Annotated in this window: 14 protein-coding genes; 7 read left to right on the plus strand and 7 right to left on the minus strand. The window is 48.4% G+C overall.

What is annotated here, in order from left to right; all coding sequences use genetic code 11:
• Positions 1-144 precede the first annotated feature (144 nt).
• Both RMO52_RS09785 and RMO52_RS09790 read right to left on the minus strand, forming a co-directional pair.
• Entirely contained in the window at positions 145-1,536 is a 1,392-nt protein-coding gene (locus RMO52_RS09785; RefSeq protein ID WP_310413454.1) for a caspase family protein, read from the minus strand.
• A 225-nt stretch (positions 1,537-1,761) separates the two neighbouring features.
• Positions 1,762-2,307 carry a chemotaxis protein CheW gene (locus RMO52_RS09790; RefSeq protein WP_309740515.1) on the minus strand — a complete coding sequence of 182 codons (546 nt, stop codon included), beginning with the start codon at positions 2,305-2,307 and terminating at the stop codon, positions 1,762-1,764.
• Positions 2,308-2,726: 419 nt separating this feature from the next.
• On the opposite strand from RMO52_RS09790, the gene RMO52_RS09795 reads away from it, so the two are divergent.
• The 6 genes from RMO52_RS09795 (at position 2,727) to RMO52_RS09820 (ending at position 12,841) form a co-directional block, all read left to right on the plus strand.
• The gene (locus RMO52_RS09795) at positions 2,727-3,995 is read left to right on the plus strand and encodes a response regulator (RefSeq protein WP_309740517.1); all 1,269 of its coding nucleotides are present in this window, start codon (positions 2,727-2,729) and stop codon (positions 3,993-3,995) included.
• A gap of 99 nt (positions 3,996-4,094) precedes the next feature.
• A complete protein-coding gene (locus RMO52_RS09800) occupies positions 4,095-4,457 on the plus strand; it encodes a response regulator (RefSeq protein WP_310413458.1) in 363 nt (120 codons plus the stop codon).
• A 306-nt stretch (positions 4,458-4,763) separates the two neighbouring features.
• Complete coding sequence (locus RMO52_RS09805; protein ID WP_309740520.1) at positions 4,764-5,267, plus strand: chemotaxis protein CheW; 504 nt, start codon at positions 4,764-4,766, stop codon at positions 5,265-5,267.
• A gap of 108 nt (positions 5,268-5,375) precedes the next feature.
• Positions 5,376-8,633: a methyl-accepting chemotaxis protein gene (locus RMO52_RS09810; RefSeq protein ID WP_310413461.1), complete on the plus strand. Its 3,258-nt coding sequence runs from the start codon at positions 5,376-5,378 to the stop codon at positions 8,631-8,633.
• 252 nt (positions 8,634-8,885) lie between these two features.
• Positions 8,886-12,266, plus strand: a complete 3,381-nt coding sequence (locus tag RMO52_RS09815) for a response regulator (protein ID WP_310413464.1) — start codon at positions 8,886-8,888, stop codon at positions 12,264-12,266.
• A 269-nt stretch (positions 12,267-12,535) separates the two neighbouring features.
• Complete coding sequence (locus tag RMO52_RS09820; protein ID WP_309742672.1) at positions 12,536-12,841, plus strand: hypothetical protein; 306 nt, start codon at positions 12,536-12,538, stop codon at positions 12,839-12,841.
• A 302-nt stretch (positions 12,842-13,143) separates the two neighbouring features.
• Here the strand turns inward: RMO52_RS09820 and dxr are convergent, their stop codons facing one another.
• The 4 genes from dxr to RMO52_RS09840 form a co-directional block, all read right to left on the minus strand.
• Positions 13,144-14,325, minus strand: coding sequence for a 1-deoxy-D-xylulose-5-phosphate reductoisomerase (dxr, locus tag RMO52_RS09825; RefSeq protein ID WP_310413467.1), 1,182 nt, complete (start codon positions 14,323-14,325; stop codon positions 13,144-13,146).
• Positions 14,326-14,412: 87 nt separating this feature from the next.
• Positions 14,413-14,664, minus strand: coding sequence for a hypothetical protein (locus RMO52_RS09830; RefSeq protein ID WP_310413470.1), 252 nt, complete (start codon positions 14,662-14,664; stop codon positions 14,413-14,415).
• A complete protein-coding gene (locus RMO52_RS09835; protein WP_310413472.1) occupies positions 14,665-14,979 on the minus strand; it encodes an HD domain-containing protein in 315 nt (104 codons plus the stop codon).
• 136 nt (positions 14,980-15,115) lie between these two features.
• Positions 15,116-15,592, minus strand: coding sequence for a hypothetical protein (locus RMO52_RS09840; protein WP_309742664.1), 477 nt, complete (start codon positions 15,590-15,592; stop codon positions 15,116-15,118).
• A 214-nt stretch (positions 15,593-15,806) separates the two neighbouring features.
• On the opposite strand from RMO52_RS09840, the gene RMO52_RS09845 reads away from it, so the two are divergent.
• Positions 15,807-16,376, plus strand: coding sequence for a Uma2 family endonuclease (locus RMO52_RS09845; RefSeq protein ID WP_309742662.1), 570 nt, complete (start codon positions 15,807-15,809; stop codon positions 16,374-16,376).
• A gap of 322 nt (positions 16,377-16,698) precedes the next feature.
• On the opposite strand, the gene RMO52_RS09850 is transcribed toward RMO52_RS09845, so the two are convergent.
• Positions 16,699-17,913, minus strand: a complete 1,215-nt coding sequence (locus tag RMO52_RS09850) for a glutathione S-transferase family protein (RefSeq protein ID WP_310413475.1) — start codon at positions 17,911-17,913, stop codon at positions 16,699-16,701.
• Between the last annotated feature and the right edge of the window lie 124 nt (positions 17,914-18,037).

Genomic DNA, 18,037 nt, shown 5'->3' on the forward strand with positions numbered 1-18,037 from the left:
CTAGACTTCGTTTGAGTTGGCTTACCCCCCCAACCCCCCCTTATCAAGGGGGGGCTTTCGCTCCCTCCCCTTGATAAGGGGAGGGCTGGGGTGGGGTAAAGGACTACGCAGCAACTCAATTAACTCGTGTATAAATCGTAGCGCCTAGCCCTGGGGCAATTTATTTTTCCACTCCAACATCGAACCCTGAGCCGTGCTGTAGTTGGGAGCATCGCGGGGCACCATTCTCGCGGTGTCGATCGCAATTTGCCAGTGTTGCTTATCGGCATGACTTTGGGCAATTTGATAGATTTCTTGCGACCATAGCTCGATCGATTGTTTGACTTCTGAAGCTACTTCTGGCGTACTCGCGGTAATCTTGCGGGCGGCGAGGATCGCTTGATAGCGAGATGTGGCATCACCAGGTCTGATATACATTCTGGCTTGTTGGAGGTCGGGGATCGGTTCGGTCGCCGCCACTACGCCGACGGAAACCGAACTAGTCAGATCGTTGGCAACTGGTCGCGCCATTGGTTGACGTTCGGCGGGCATTTGGGAGTTAAACACAAAAATTCCCGCACCAGCACCGACGAGCATCGTTAGTAAAAAGCTGACTTTTGCCCAGTTAGGAATCTCTTTGCGGATCGGTTTGGGCGCAGGTCTTTTGACGATCGCGCCAGTCCCGATCGATTCGGGCGTCACCAGCGACACGCTCAGCATTGGCGGCGTGTAAGGTGCATAAGTATCCTGACTGAATTGCGGCTGTGTCGGCGGGCTGTAGACCACCTCTGGGACGGTTGCCGAGATCGATGATTGAGTTGTCGCCGAGAACACCGGACGATGCTCCGAGACGCCTTTGGGGATAATCGCCAGGGGGGTTTGGAGTGGTTTCCAGTGATGTTCGCTCAATTCGGCAAGGCGACTGGTGAGGTAAGTCTCGATCGTTTCGAGGTTGAGATCGGGATGATAATTTAGGGCTTCGAGTAGCGCTGTCGTAAATAAGCCATGTCCCAATCCCGCATCTTCATTAGAAAATTCGTGACTTTGACAAGATAAGAAAGTAGGGATTTGATATTCTTGAGCGAGTTTGGCGGTGGTGGTACCAATACCGCCACCGAGCGATAGATGCTGCGAGTGATTGGCATCGAGAAAGACCAGGGCATTGACGCCAATATCGCGGAACTGCTGATAGAGTTGGCGAATTGAGATACAAGTATTGGCAAGATCGTCGGTCTTGCCGTCGATCGGGATTAGATAGTCTTCATCGCCAAAGCTTACGCCACAGCCACTAAAGAAAAACCATACTAAATCTCCATGATGGAGGATCTCCCAAGACCACTGTTTGATCCAGCGATTGATGTTTTCGCGGGTGGGATAAGTCGATTTATTGGCAGCCTCTCCCGACATATCGGTCAAGAGTAGACACTGTTGCGCATCCCAGCCCGCTGCATCTACAAAAAAATGCTCGATCGCCACAGCATCAGCCATGCCATAACTCAGCGGCGGCAAGAACTGGTATTGATTGATTCCGATCGAAATACACGTCTGGTTTGCCATTTAAAGTTCGATAATTTTATAGACTAAACTGCTGTGCAATCGCCTGAAATATTCCCTCTAGTTTAACATCAACCCATGCAAAGTCTTCAGCTCTTTGGCGGAGCTGTATAATTAGTAACTAAATAATCGCATTTCAATACTGTGCGCGCTATTTTTTAGGTTGAGCTTTATGTTTATATTACCCTAACAATTACCGTTACAGGTTAGCAAATAAAGCCGATCGATTTACGCTGGCGCAGCTAAGGTGACGACATCTAATAAAAAGATCGATGGTCGATCGGGTAAGTCGATCGACATGGCACTGACGCAATGGATCTTACTATGTTGTTGATAGATCGCAGGTAGTGGTTTAAATGCCGAAAGCGGCATCGATTGGATAATTGGCGGTGAATCGAGCGGCACACCGACTAAGCGATCTGGTTCTGGCTCGACGATCGCTAAATATCTCACCGCTGGTGCTGTTGCATCTGCACCCAGGTGGGACGAGGTGGGTAGCAATGTCTGGGTACTGCCAAAGATGCGCTGACCGATATCAATGACGACTAGTTCTTGACCTTGATATGTGGTCAAACTCACTCCAGTCTGATTGGAATCGCCATATAATCTCGATTTAACTCGGTCGCCCAAAGCATTGAGGGCAATTACTTTGTGAACTCGGTCGAGTGGGAGTGCAAAAGTCTGAGCGCGTAGCTCGAAGGTAATCAGCCGCTGGGTGACTTCTACCTGCTGCGCTGCTAACCGTCGCGATCGTAATGGAGAATAAATAGCCATATGTGTCTACTGTCGATACTTTCTTTTATAGTTCCACTTTTGGAGTCAGAAGTTGCTAAGAGGGTATAGGGGATAGGGGATAGGGGATAGGGTAAGAAAGAGGTAATGGGTAAGAGGTAATGGGTAAAAGGTAAAAGGTAATGGGTAAGGATGTTAAGACGCAAGCGTCTCACCATCTCCCCTATTCCCTATCCCCTATCCCCTATCCCCTATTCCCTATCCAAAGACTTTCTCAAGCAGATGTCGTTTTTTGGATTTAACTAGGGAAATATAAGTAAGACACGCATTGATGCCCACGAGCGATTCTTCACTTTTGGCGGGGCGAACCAACGGGTTTGAGCCAACCAAATATTTAGTCTCGATCGCGATCTATCCCTGCTCTTGCAAATTTTAAGTCCACTAAGCTATGAGTTCGAGCCATGAATCAGGGTTCTAGCAGCGTTGCTGATACCGAAAGAACATTAAACCCCATTAAGTTATTAGAACAGTTAGCTACTTCCCAAGCTAAAGGTTGTTTGCGGATTGTTGCCAATGACATTGTTTGGTTACTGTACTTTTATGAAGGTAAATTATTTTATGCCAATCATTCTCTCGAACCGATCGAGCGTCTGGAACAACACCTGCGCCGACTCAGCCCAGTTGTTTTAGCAAATCAGGTTTATACAGATCTGCGCGAACAGCTCAAAGACGCTAATTTTGAGGCTACTTATCCCAGTCTCGATTATCAGGCAATTCGCTGGGCGATCGCCCAAGGGCATATTACCGAGCAAACTGCTGGTGCCCTGGTCAAAAGTATCACCAAAGAAGTACTTCAATCTTATTTGTTGATTACGGCTGGGAAGAGCGAGTTGATATCTCGCGATACGGCTTTTCCGATTTGGTGGAGTGGTAACTTCCTGTTTGTGACAAAAGAGTGTCAAACAGAGTTACAAGCTTGGCAGGCATTACAACCAGCCATTCAATCGCCTTATCAGCGTCCGTATTTGATGAATGTCGAGCATCCTTTACTCACGCCAGATGTTAAGGCGAAATTGAGTAAAATCTTAATCGGTTTTAGCTTTCGACAATTGTCTTTGTTGCTCAAACAAGATGAATTGACAGTCGCTAATAACTTACATCGACTGATTAATAATCGGATTGTCGGTTTGCGTCCGCCACAACCACCATTCGATCGATTACACAAGCTCTATTTGGTGGAATCAGATCGCGAACGCTTTGATGAAAAAGCGCAGACAATTACCGCCGCATTCGCAGCAGTTGCCGATAAATCCGGTGCGAGTGATGTTGCAACTGGCGACCTCATCGAACAAGCGACTTACAAGATTGCTTGTGTAGACGATAGTCCGACTATTTTACGGGAAATCAATCGCTTTCTCGATGGAGATAGTTTCAAGGTCTTCCCGATCGTCGATTCCGGCACGGCTTTAATGAAGATTATCCGCATCAATCCTGACATTATTTTATTAGATGTCGGAATGCCGACGATCGATGGCTACAAACTTTGCTCGATGCTCCGCAAACATCCAGCATTTAAAAAGACGCCAATTGTGATGGTAACGGGAAATACGGGCATTATCGATCGGGCTAAAGCCAAAATGGCTGGTTCGACTGATTATATGACCAAACCGTTTACGCAAGCAGGTCTGATCGAGATGGTGTCCAGACATCTGATGGCAGAACACCAGTAAATTAATTAATAATTATTAATTACCAAGCATTTTATAGATAGCTTAAAGCAGTTAATTAGTAAGTTTAAACAATTCTGTATATTTAGGAAAAGTGGAGTAATGGTTAAGATTTTAGTTGTTGAAGACACCCCCTCTGAGATGCAGTTGATGACTCTTTATCTAAAAGATAATGGTTATCAAGTTGTCTCGGCTGATAATGCCAAAGATGGTTTGAGTTTAGTCGATAAAGAAAAGCCCGATGTCGTCATTACCGATGTCGTAATGGAGGGAATGAATGGGTTTGAATTTTGTCGGACATTGAAAAAAAATCCCGATACTGAAAGTATCCCCGTGATTGCTTGTACATCTCGCTCTCAAGATTTAGATAAATTATGGGGCAATAAACAGGGTGTAGATGTTTACGTCACTAAACCCTACTCTCAAGAAGATATTATCAAAGCTATTAAATCTGTATTTAATTAAATTTACGGGTAGCGAATTAGGTTTGTTGGAATCGAGCGTAGTCCTTTACCCCACCCCAACCCTCCCCTTATAAAGGGGAGGGAGCCGGAAAAGCCTCCCCTTTACAAAGGGGAGGGAGCCAGAAAAGCTCTCCCCTTTATAAGGGGAAAGAGCCGGAAAAGCCCCCCCTGCTTGGTGCGCTAACACTGTCGGGGAACCCGAACAGTGCGCGCATCCGCTTTATAAGGGGGGGTTGGGGGGGTAAACCAACAGTCTATCTATTCTCTACCCTCTCCCACCTCCCCCCTCCCATCTCCCATCTATCTCATGAGCGTCACTACCTTACCCAACAAGAGATCGAGCAGAACCAGCGGTGATATGTTTTTGCGGCTCAAGCTCGACGAGCAAACTTACGCCGTCGTACCGATGCTGCAAACCCAAGAAGCGATCGTGCTACCTGCTGGGAGAATTTCGGTAATTCCCAATTTGCCATCGCCGATTTTGGGGTTATTCAATCGTCGGAGTAGCTTATTGTGGCTGGTAGATTTGCCGGAAATCCTCGGTTTAGAACCACTCGATCGCCATGCACACAGTTACGATATTGCCCTTCTAAACGTTGCTAATGTCCCGCTGGCGGTTGCAGTTCGATCGATTCAAGGAGTGACCCGATTTGCCCACGAACAAATCGAATCGCCGATCGGGAGTTTTAATCCAGCATTTACGCCTTATTTACGCGGCTGGATTTTACAAGAAAAAGAGTTGGTATTGGTACTAGAACCCGAGGCAATTATCAATGCCCAGGTGTTGAACCAATTGACAGTTCACAGTTGATAATTGCTGTTCGCGGTCGAGGTTTTTTCCCCAGCCGCAGCGATCGAGAGTCCGACAATCCAGTTTGCGATCTCTAGAGATCGATTATATTAATTACATCATCTAATTATGAATCAGTTTAACGAAGCAACTCAATTTAATGCTAGCGATCGTCCAGCAAACTTAGCGACTACATCAAAGTGGCGCAATTTGAGCCTGAAGACTAAAGCCACATTAATCGCCACTATTTTGGGGCTAGCACCGTTGGCAGTAATTGGGACACTTAGCTATTCCCAGATTAACAACGCCCTCAAAGAACAGACAGTTCAATCTCTAAAAACTCGGGCAGAAACAATAGCCGATAAATTTAATCGGTTTGTCTTCGAGCGGAATGGTGACGTAGAAACTCTAGCAGCACAACCAGTTTTTGCCGACTCTAAAGTATCAGCATTTACATCAGCAGACTCCAAGCTCAAACTGTTAGACCAGTATATCAACAGCTATCAAGTATATGATAGTATCGCCGCCTTCGATCTCCAAGGTAATCCGATTTCCCAGAGTAAAGGTAAGCCATTAACCAATCACCTCGATCGTCCATACTTTCAAGAAGTTCTCAAAACAGGTAAAACCGTAATTTCCGCCCCAGAAGTATCGAAAAGTAGCGGTCAAATCGTCGTACATTTTGCCGCACCGATTAAAGATTTGGGTACTGGTCAAATTATTGGGGTGATGCGGACGAGAGCGCCGATCGATCGATTGAATGTACCACTAAAAGATCTAGCCTCCAAGACCCAAAATTATCATATTTTCGATCGGCGTAGCAATACTGTCTTTATCAGTTCCAATGGTGAGTATTCAGGTAAATCAATAGATGCCGATATCACTAGTGCCCTCAAGCAAGAAGGAATAGTGCAGCATCAGGGCAAAAGTGGTACCGAACTGCTCAGTGCGGCTTCCTTTGGCAAGTTGGAGGGAATGCAGCAACTTCCGTGGGTAGCGGTAGCCTCGATCGATGAAGAGGCAGCTAACGCGACTTTGAGCGGACTACTGCTGACAATCCTCGCTGGAGCGGGTTTGACTTCATTATTTACAGTTGCCTTAGCGACATTCTTTGCCAGTCGGGCGACAGAGCCGATCGCGGATGCCGCTAAAGCCGTCGAAAAAATTGGTCAAGGTGACTTTAAGAGTAGATTGGATGTCTCCAGCGGCGATGAAATCGGTCAATTGGGCACGAATATCAACCTGATGGCGGGTCAAATTCAAGGGCTATTGCTCGAACAATCCGAGCAAACCAGGCGGACGGAATTGTACGCGGAAATTTCCCGCGCCCGGACGACTAACGATCTGCTCTCCCCACTGTCTCAAATCCTCGTTGAGGCGAGAGAAATCCTCAAAGCCGATCGATTGGTGGTATATCGATTTATGGCAGACAATCGGGGCTATATTGCCGGGGAATCCTACGGCGCTGGCGGCAGTAGTGCGCTCGCCGAACAGGTCAACGATCCTTGTATCCCCGAACAAATGCTGGCGGCTTACGCACAGGGGCGGATCATCGTCAATGATAATGTCGCCGATGCCAACTATCATCCCGATCACAAAGCTTTATTGACGCGACTAAATATCAAGTCTAATGCGATCGTCCCGATCGTCCAAAATGGCAACCTCTTGGGCTTATTAGTCGCCCACCATTGTCAACAAATTCATGCTTGGCAAGAGTGGGAAAGTATCTATCTGACCAAATTTGCCGAACAGATCGGGATTTCGCTCAGTGGCTTTACGATCTCCGAGCGCGGTCAACTCGAAGCCACCAGACAACGAGATAAAGCCGTCCGCGAACAATTGCTATCGACGATCTCGCGCGCTCAAACTACTCAAGAAATGGTCACGCCGCTTACCTATATCCTCGAAGAAAGCCGCGCCAAGCTCAAAGCCGATCGAGTAGTCATTTATCGCTTTTTCCCTGGTGGTAGCGGTCATATCGTCGGGGAAGCAGTCGCCCCTGGATTTGTCAAGGCTCAAGACCAGCGGATCGAAGATGCCTGTATTCCAGCCGAATTGATGGCAGAATACAGCCAAGGTCGGACGATCGCGACCGATGATGTGATGGGGACTAATTATCATCCCGATCACAAGCAATTATTTACCAGACTCCAAATCAAGTCAAATCTGGTCGTGCCGATCCTCCAAGGTCAAAACGTCCTCGGCTTGTTAGTGGCGCACCACTGCGGGGCAATTCATCAGTGGGAAGAGTGGGAAACAGAGTACTTAGTTGACTTTGCGACCCCAATCGCCTCCTGTCTGGGTGGTTATGCAGCCACCGAGCGGAGCCAGTACGAAGCCCAAGCATCCGAGAAACGTGCTGAAGTAGCTAAGAAAGAAAACGAAAGCCGTCAAAAAGAACTCCTCCGCCTGTTGATGGAGATTGAAGGCGCATCCGAAGGTGACTTAACCGTCCGATCGGAAATCAGCGATGGGGAAATCGCGATCGTCGGTGACTTCTTTAACTCGATTATTGAAAGTCTGCGGGACATTGTAAGTACGGTAAAAGAAGCGGCAGGTCAAGTAAACGGCTCCGTTGGTGAAAACGAATCGGAAGTCCGCCTGCTCACGGAAGCCGCCACCAAACAAGCCGATCGAATTCAGCAGACGCTCACCAAAATCGAAAAAGTGACCCTCTCGATCGAATCGGTAGCAACCGATGCGCGTCTCGCAGCGAATGTCGCCACCTCAGCAGCATCCACCGCCGAAATCGGCGGTCAAGCAATGGATCGGACAGTCCAAAGTATCGTCCAACTGCGCGAAACGATTTCCGAAACTGCCAAGAAAGTCAAACGCTTGGGTGAATCTTCTCAACAGATTTCTAAAGTCACCGGACTGATCGACCAAATCGCCCTTCAAACCAACCTCTTGGCAATCAACGCCAGTATCGAGGCAGCACGAGCGGGTGAAGAAGGACGTGGTTTCGCAGTCGTTGCCGAAGAAGTCGGGGAACTCGCCGCGCAATCCGCCGCAGCCACCAAGGAAATCGAAAAAATCGTCGAAACCATCCAACGAGAAACCAGCGCGGTGGCTCAAGCAATGGAACTGAGTACCACTCAAGTAGTAGAAGGTACCCAATCGGTCGAACAAACCAAAACCAGCTTGAAACAGATTATCGCCCTGTCCAATCAAATGGATACCTTCCTCCAGTCGATCTCCTCCGCGACGATCGATCAGGTCGAAACCTCCCAAGCTGTAAAAATCGATATGGCAGCCGTCGCCCTGATTTCCGAGCAGACCTCCGACTCCTCCAAGCAAGTATCTACCTCACTCCAGCAAACAGTTACCATCGCCCAAGCACTCCAAGCTTCGGTTGGTAAGTTTAAAGTTAATGCCGATCGCAATTAGGGGATAGGGGATAGGGGATAGGGGATAGGGGATAGGGGATAGGGGATAGGGGATAGGGGATAGGGGATAGGGGATAGGGAATAGGGGATAGGGAATAGGGAATAGGGACGCTTGCGTCCTTTACCCACCCCTTACCTCTTACCCTTTACCCTTTACCCTTTACCCTTTACCCTTCACCCTTTACCCTTTACCCTTTACCTCTTACCCTTTACCTTTTACCCTAACCCCTAACTCCTAACCCCTATCCCCTAGATGATTACTTCAGATCGAGAACAACAAATCAAGCTCCAATTTTTGGACGAAGCGATCGATTATTTAGATACGATCGAATCAGGACTGCTGGGACTGGGTACTGGTAAAGTTACTGGCAAGCAGTTGGACGCGCTCTTGAGAGCGGCGCACTCGATTAAGGGTGGTGCCGGGATGATGGGCTATACGACTCTAGCTAGGTTGGGGCACCATCTGGAAGATTATTTTAAGATCGTCCAGTATGGGAAGTCGGCACCACCCGATGCGGAGATCGAGCAATTAATGCTGGGGACGATCGACAAGTTGCGGCAGATCGTCGCTCTCAATCGTCAGGGGCAAGATGCTGACAGTGAGTGGTTAAAACTCCAAGTCGAGCCGATCTTCGACAGGTTGCGCGAACGGTTAGGTGAGTTCAATTCTGAAGATGAAGCCAATATGCTCGCGTCCGAGTCGGGCGAGGATATTCTCACGTTTTTATTTGAATCGGAAGTCGAACGCGCTTTAACACAACTCGAAGCATCTGTCAATAGTGACGCTTCGAGCAGTATGTATGACGAATTGGTCGTCAGTGCCGAAGAATTGGGCGGTTTGGCGGAAATGGTCGAACTACCAGCCATGGGGCGGTTGTGTGCATCGGTGCTGACCCACCTCAAGTCCCAGCCTCACCAGATTCGGGCGATCGCCGCCCTGGCGCTAGCCGCATGGCGACGCACTCAAGCGATGGTCTTGATCGGTCAAACAGGCAATCTCCCCGACTCGATCGAGTTGCCCGGTTCGGGCATCACGACGATTAGTGAAGCCGAAACCATTCCGGAATGGGATACCGACGTGGTAGCGGCGATGCAGTTGGGCAGTATTGCCGAGCCAGCGATCGCGCCAACTCCCTATGTACAGCCGTTTAGCCTCGGCATGGAGACATCCAATCCCTACGACTCGATCGATCTCCAAGATTTCACGATCGATCCGCCTGTGACAATCCGCGACCTCGGCGGCGAAGACGAAACCCTGAGCGAATATGCGATGCTATTTGGCGATAATACTAGCGCCAACGATCTGCCCACACTCACCGATCCGTTTGGAAATTTCGTCGAGACACCGCGATTCTCGACGATTACTGATAGTAGCGACCTCGATGAATTCGCTACCAGCGAGCAACACTCAGACGACTTCCACCTGCAAACCACCGTTGTCCCCGACCCGGATGAAGAGATCGTCGATGCCTTTGAAATGCTCGACCTCAGCGGCGATCTCTCGATGGACACCGATGCACCCGAGTTATTAGCGGAGCTATCTGGGTTCCTATTTGAAGATCTGCCCGCAGAAACTTCCTCAGCAATCTTCAAAGTTCCCGCCAAACCTCAAGTCAGTGCGCTCGATCTCGAAGCCGCCGCCTTGATGGATGCGTTAAATGCCGCACCCGAACTCATCGACGATACCCCCGCAGATCGGGAGCATGTTGTCGCTGGCACCAAATCGACCCCAGTAGTCGAACAAACCATCCGCGTTGCTACCAAGCAATTAGAAGAAATCGGCGACTTATTTGGCGAACTGACGATCGATCGCAATGGTCTAAATCTCCATCTCCAAGGAATGCGCCAACTAGTGCTCAATCTCCAAGCCAAAGTCAAACAACTCGAACAGTCAAACTCTAGACTCCGAGAAGCCTATGACGCTGGCGCAGGCGAGCCGCCAGATACCGAAGCAACCTGGACTCAGACGGCAACCAATCTCTCTAGCGATTATACCGATCGGTTAGACGTATTGGAATTCGATCGCTATAGCGATCTCCATCTCCTGTCTCAGGAAGTAATGGACAATATCGTCCAAATCGAAGAACTTACCACCGACCTCGACCTCCAGCTCAACGATACCGAACGCACCAATCGCGACCTCAATCGAACGGCTAAACAGCTCCAAACTGGCTTGACTCAGGTACGGATGCGTCCGATCTCCGAGCTGTTCGATCGTTTTCCGCGTGCGCTGCGAAATATGTCGATCGAACATGCCAAACCGATCGATCTTCAGCTCAAAGGCGGCACCACCCTCATCGAACGGAGTGTTCTCGAAGCACTCAACGACCCCTTAATGCACCTGCTCCGCAATGCCTTCGATCATGGGATCGAACCCAGCGCCGACCGCCGCGCCAAAGACAAGCCAGATGCAGGTAAGATCGAAATTAGTGCCACATATCGCGGGAACCAAACCGTAATCACCATCAAAGATGATGGTGGCGGCATCGACCTCGACAAAATCCGCGCTAAAGTCAAGAAAATGGGGATTGACGATCGAGAAATCGCCAATTTCAAAGATAGCGAACTGATCGATCTAATTTTTGAACCCGGCTTTAGTACCGCTGACAAGCTCACTGACTTGTCTGGGCGCGGCGTAGGTATGGATGTCGTGCGTACCAATATTCGATCGTTGCGCGGCGATATCTTCGTCGATACCAAACTCGGCAAAGGTAGTACCTTTACGATTACCGTTCCCTTTACCCTCTCCGTCGTCCGCGTCCTGATTGTCGAAGTCAAAGGGCTATGGCTGGCAATTCCCAGTAATATCGTCGAAGAAATCATCTTACTCAACCCCGAACAAGTCATCAGTACTGCCGGACAACAGATGCTCCAGTGGGAAAACTTTACCGTCCGGCTGATCGAACCCAGCCAGTATTTGCAGATTCCTAATTTCAATCCCCAACTAGCAAATAATAGTACCCCCACCATCAACTGTCCCACCGTCTTGATGATCGACCAAGGACAAGATCTCGTCGCCGTCGAAATCGATAAATTCTGGGGCGAACAAGAAGTCACCATTCGCCAGCCCCAAGGCAATATCAAAATGCCTCCCGGCTTCACTGGCTGTACGATCCTCGGCGACGGTCGGATCGTACCACTCCTAGACGCGATCGAATTCGTGCGCTGGATCGATGGCGGGTTGGCAGTTGCCAATGGTCTGCGTACCAGTACGCTTGACTTTAGCACCGCCGATACTACCGCCACCCCCGCCGCACCGACCCAAAAATCTCGCGTCCTCGTCGTCGATGACTCGATCAACGTCCGCCGCTTCGTTGCCATGACCCTCGAAAAAGCGGGCTACCTCGTCGAGCAAGCCAAAGATGGTCAAGAAGCGATCGAAAAACTCCAAGGCGGTCTCCAAGCCCAAGCAGTAGTCTGCGACGTAGAAATGCCTCGGATGGACGGCTACGGCTTCCTCGCCACCGTCAAAGGCATCGCCAACCTCAAAAACATCCCCGTCCTGATGCTGACCTCCCGCAGCGGCGATAAGCACCGCAAAATCGCAATGAACCTCGGCGCGAGTGCCTACTTCTCCAAACCCTTTAAGGAACAAGAGTTGCTGGCTAGTTTGACTCAGTTAATTGGGAAGTAGATGGGAGTGGGGAGTGGGGAGATGGGAGATGGGAGTGGGGAGATGGGAGTGGGGAGATGGGAGACTGGGAGATTGTTGCATTACCTTTTACCTTTTACCTCTTACCTCTTACCCATTACCCTCTCCGTCCCCTCATCTCCCATCTCCCCACTCCCACCTCCCATCTGTAAACATCTATAACAATTCTTATCGATTGATTGAAAAAGTTACTATTGTGCAACGAAAGATCTATCCTGAAAAGTAGTACTAATATGTATTGGTGGTAACAAATGGAAAAGCAGAAATATCGCATGAACTGTACTCTGACCTTTAGTGATATCTATGGGCAGATTGTCATCTGGTTAATGGTAATTTTCATTAGTCTTGCTTCTGCTTTGTCCCTGTGGAGCACCACCCGGCAGATTTATGCACTAGCAACGGTCGGATTAATTCTCGTTTTATCCTTACCATTCTTGCTATTTGCCTTCGTCACTACTTTACTCAATCACATCGAATTTGTGCCGCTCGAAGTCAACGAAACTACCAGCAGCAGCACCAATAAGCACAGAAATAAACCCGAACCAGCAGCGGTTTAGGCTCGATCGAGCGGGTTAATACAACGTCAGTTCCGGATAAGAAGAGCCTAGAGACTGGAAGTCTCGGCTCGTGCTGCAAAGTCCGCCTACGCGGACTGATTAACTAGTCCGCGTAGGCGGACTTTGTGATACTAGCCCCGATTTCAATCGGCGGCGGACTCGAACGAAGCAACTATCCCGGTTCCAAACTGATGTTAATGCAATTAAACTAGTGCTGTGACAAACCCGACTTTTTTCCAAAAAAGTCGGGTTTGTGTTGGCATCCTCACCAAGCTAATGAATTGCGATTGTTAAATTTGGCTCTAAATAACCTTCGCCACCGCCTGTTGATTGAGTTCGATCGCGATTTGTCTCGCCCAGACATCGGCAGCGATAATATCATCCAAACTCGGCGTTAAACTAAAATCATTACGATGCCGATCGCAGACTCGCTCGATCGTTTTGGGAATGTCGAGGAAGTGGATTTTTTCGGCTAAAAACAGAGCTACCGCTTGCTCGTTGGCAGCATTGAGTACTGCTGGCATCGAGCCGCCAGCCTCACCCGCAGCGTAAGCTAGTCCGATACAAGGATATTTTTCGCGATCGGGTACTCTAAAGGTCAGATCGCCAGCTTTCACTAGATCGAATTTCTCCCAATTAGTATAGATCCGATCGGGCCAGGACATCGCGTATAGTAAAGGCAGTCGCATATCCGGCCAACCTAATTGCGCCAAGACTGAGGTATCCTGGACTTCGATCAGCGAGTGAATGATGCTCTGCGGATGGACGACGATCTCGATATGTTCGTAACCCAAGCCAAATAAATAATGCGCCTCAATCACCTCTAAACCCTTATTCATCAGCGTCGCTGAGTCGATGGTGATTTTTTGACCCATCGACCAATTTGGGTGCTTGAGCGCGTCAGCAACCTTCACTGTGGCTAATTTCTCCGCTGGGAGATCGCGGAAGGCACCACCCGAAGCAGTCAAAATAATCCGGCGTAACCCACCTGCGGGGACGCCTTGCAAACATTGAAAAATTGCCGAATGCTCGGAGTCGGCGGGAAGTAGTTTGACCCCATGTTTTTCGACTAACGGTAACACGACTGGGCCACCCGCGATCAGGGTTTCTTTATTAGCCAGGGCGATATCTTTACCCGCTTTAATCGCGGCAATGGTCGGCAACAGTCCCGCACAGCCGACGATACCAGTTACGACACTTTGAGCGTCGCCATAACCAGCAACTTCGATCGTCCCTTGCGCGCCAGCGACGACAATTGGCTGATAATCCAGATCGGCAATTGCAGCTTTGAACTCAGTCAACTTGGCTTCATTCCCAATCGCCACAATTTCGGGGCGAAACTGGCGCACTTGCCGCGCTAGTAGCTCGACATTGCTACCCGCCGCCAATCCCACAATCCGAAATTTGTCAGGATTGTGTTCGACAATATCTAAGGTTTGAGTCCCGATCGAGCCAGTAGAACCGAGTAAGGTAATCGCTTTCACAATTTATTTCGCCGATCTTTGAAGATTTATTTAACCTCTTCATCTTACGGCGATCGGGGATCGATCGATTAGATTAGGCTTTAGATTTTAGGCTTTAGGCGGATAGTTTTGAATCTTTTCGGCTAGTCTCGAAGCGAGGAAGGGACTAGCCGATTGGAGGTAGGTGTGAATTTCGATCGCCTCATCTCGATAGCGGACGATCTTGGCTCGATCCCAATGCACTGGCGGCGGCTGAAGATTGGTAATTCGTTCGCGTAGCGTCTCTGAAAGAGAATCGGCTAATTTTACCATCCAAATCTCGATCGGTTGAGCTTTGATACGTTCTAGACTATCTGCCAATCACCGAGATTTTTCTAAGTCTGAATTTTTGCTCAAAGCCAATACACCATCGGCGACTCTCACCCCAAAGATCGCCGCGATTCGATCGTAACTGGTATCGGTATCTTCGATCGTATCGTGTAACAAAGCACACTGTACTGCCAGATCGCCATTGTGCCCAGTTTCAGCACCGAGCGCGGCGATAATTTCCATACTTACTAGATTTAAATGCAGTAGATATGGTAGGTTACTTCCCGGTATGAGCTGTCCCAGATGTGCCTGCGCGGCAAACCGACAAGCTTTAATATACAGTTCTCGATCCCAGTTAGATACCATATTGAGCAGCTATATTTATCTGCATATTTCGATTCACTATCCAAACTGATTCGCTCATATGTTAATAGAGGGATATGATTCATTCATACCCCTCTATTAAATACTATCGTTTGAAACTCACAGCTCTGATTTTACTTTATAAGCTTTTGAGCAAGAATTTCTTGATATCTTCAGAAGTGTAAAATTTACCCAGATCGTAAGAGCTAGATGCCATCGTTAGCACGCCATTCTTCAATGTCAACTTATTCGCTTTGACATTGGGCGCTAACGAAATCTTAATAGATGTTATTTTACTTTCGATCGCGGCACGAGCAGTAGGATTCTTATTCAGAAACAAGATGGCACCTTTAGCGTGAAACAGTTGTCTGGCGGCATTTTCTAATTCTGTTTTATTATCGCCAAAACTTTCAAAGTCCATATTCACCGAAATCTTACCGAGTTTCTGATTACCAGATTGGCTGGCAATACTCGATTGAAATTCAGGGATATAATCTCTAGAATACTTGGCAATTTCAGCTCTTGTTGCCAACGATTGTGCTAGGACTGGCTGCAAACTCATAACTCCAACTGACCCTACAATAGCTAAGGCACTCATCTTTAACCAATTATTCATTTAACAATGTTCCATGATTTAGTAAATGTATCGCCAGCGCAAATTTGGGTATTAACCGCAATTTACTGGAGACGATCTTACTACACGTTATCATGGTTCGATTCCCCAAACATCGATCTCTATCACTCGATCGATTAACACAGCTCTAACTTCAAATTAGACTAGACGAGCATTGAGGCATAATATAAGGTAAGACTTTTGGAGCATGTCACAAATGGTTCAGACCCCAATTAGACAACTTACCCTTGAAGAGTTCTTGGCTCTGCCAGAGACCAAACCTGCTAGCGAATACATCGACGGTGAAATCATTCAAAAACCAATGCCTCAAGGTCAACACAGCGTTATTCAGGGTGAATTGTTAGTTGAATTAACTCTTGCTTGGCGAGGAATAGGTATCGCTCAAGCTTTTCCAGAGCTACGCTGTACTTTTGGGGGTAGAGCAATCGTGCCTGACGTAGCTATTTTTGAAAATGATAGAATTCCCTATGACGAAAATGGCGACATCGAAAATGTCTTCAGCATTCCGCCCGACTGGACGATTGAAATCCTCTCACCCGAACAAAGTACTACTAAAGTTCTAAAAAATATCAACCATTGTCTGGCTTATGGGACACAGATGGGATGGCTAATAGATCCTACAGATCGATCTGTGTTTATTATTGGGACAAATCAAACTTTTCAAATGATTGATGAGCCTACGGCAATGCTACCTGTACCTGCTTTTGCTAAATCGATCGAACTCACAGTGGAGCAGTTGTTTAGCTGGATTAAGAAAAAGAATTAGACTTAGAGGATGAATGGATGCGTCTAATTGCTACGCTTCAAGTGTGTAAATCCCCCTACTTGGTGCAACACATGCGGAGGGAACCTCCGCGTGATTGCATCCGCTAAATCCCCCTTCAAAAGCGGGACTTTAATCCGGTTCCCCCCTTTTTAAGGGGGGTTAGGGGGGATTTTCTAGGGTTTACGAGTGCTACCCTTATACTTTCCAAACATCCTCTTAGATGAAAGTTACCCAGAACACCTCGGTTTCGTTGTGACAGAAGCAACGCCAGAGTTTTTCTATCTGGAATTGCAACCAGCTCCTCGCAAATTTAACGATCGGTTTATGTTTTAGCAAAATCAACAGGATTTTGGTCGCGACGATGATTGAAGGGAATGGGCACACCTTGCGCGTCGCCAACTAGCGCCGCAGTTGCCTCTAGCGCCGCTCTCAACCGCTTGGCAGCATAGATCGACATATCGCGAGGGACATTAATTCGATCGCGGATATAGCGCAAGGCTGCATCCGCTCCTGGTGGTGGCACGAGATCCGTTCCGGTCATCATATTTGTCAGCGCACACCGCAAGGCGACATCTACCAATTTATCATCAGCAGGATTGACCCGAATTACATTCGCATGGTGCTTAATCGTCCGGTAGAGGGCTTCCGCACGATCGTGTTCCGGTTCGACAAAGGTCGCGTCTGGTAAGCCCTCCCAGGGACCATTATCCACCCGCGCTTTATTTTTGAGCATCTGGGGTTCGCCATTTTCATAGCAGCCGCCCATTTGAGGTGGTAAATCGTGGACGTGGGTATGAAAGTCGCTCTGAGTGCCGCGATAGGTTTCCCGACTTTCCATCGCATCAAACCAGGCACTAAAGCGCGGGTTATCCTCTCGGAGGGAATAGCCTTTATAGTAGTACAAGCTCGCATTCATCCGCTCGACATAGGGCGTAAAGATGACGTCAGCAGTACTAAAGACATCTAGAAAGTAAGCTCCGGATGTACTACTAAGTGCCTGCTCGACCATTTGCACGACACTGACAAATTGCGATCGATTGTGCTGCTCCTCCCGCACTGAATTTGCCGGACGACACAGCCAACCACACCACGCTCGAAATAGTAGCCGCTCTAACTGTCGCAACGGTAGCACTAAAGGATCTTTCATCCCAAAACCCACAGCACCAAAAGCCTTCTCTAAAGCGAACAAAATATCATCGCTTTCTGTAATCATCCGCCCGTCCAATTCAATTGCTGGGAGCATCCCCGATGGTACCTTGCGCTTGTACCAACTCTCTTTTTCCCCGTAGCAAAACATCGTGACTTTTTCAATCCGATAGGGGATTTGTTTTTCCTCCAGCCACAACCAGATTTTCTGACAGTAGGGGCACCACGCATGATTGTCGCGGTATAGAGTCACCCGCACCTCAGATTCAGCTTGTCCAAATAAGCGTAATCTAGCTTGAGCATTGGTGGCTCCATTGATGGCATCGATTGGCTCATATTGCGATTTTGCAAGTTCTGTTAGTTCATCCCAGCTCAAAGGATTTTTGCTCATTTGTTGGCACGGCGATGTTCTCTGCCTTTCCATCCACAGTGCTGGCCGCCGACGCAACGAAAGCAAGAAGACAGGCCAACAAAGGGATAGGTCGCCGCCTCAGAGTCCTTCGTCTCGCAATGTT

This window comes from Chamaesiphon sp. OTE_8_metabat_110, assembly GCF_031382685.1.
GTDB lineage: Bacteria > Cyanobacteriota > Cyanobacteriia > Cyanobacteriales > Chamaesiphonaceae > Chamaesiphon.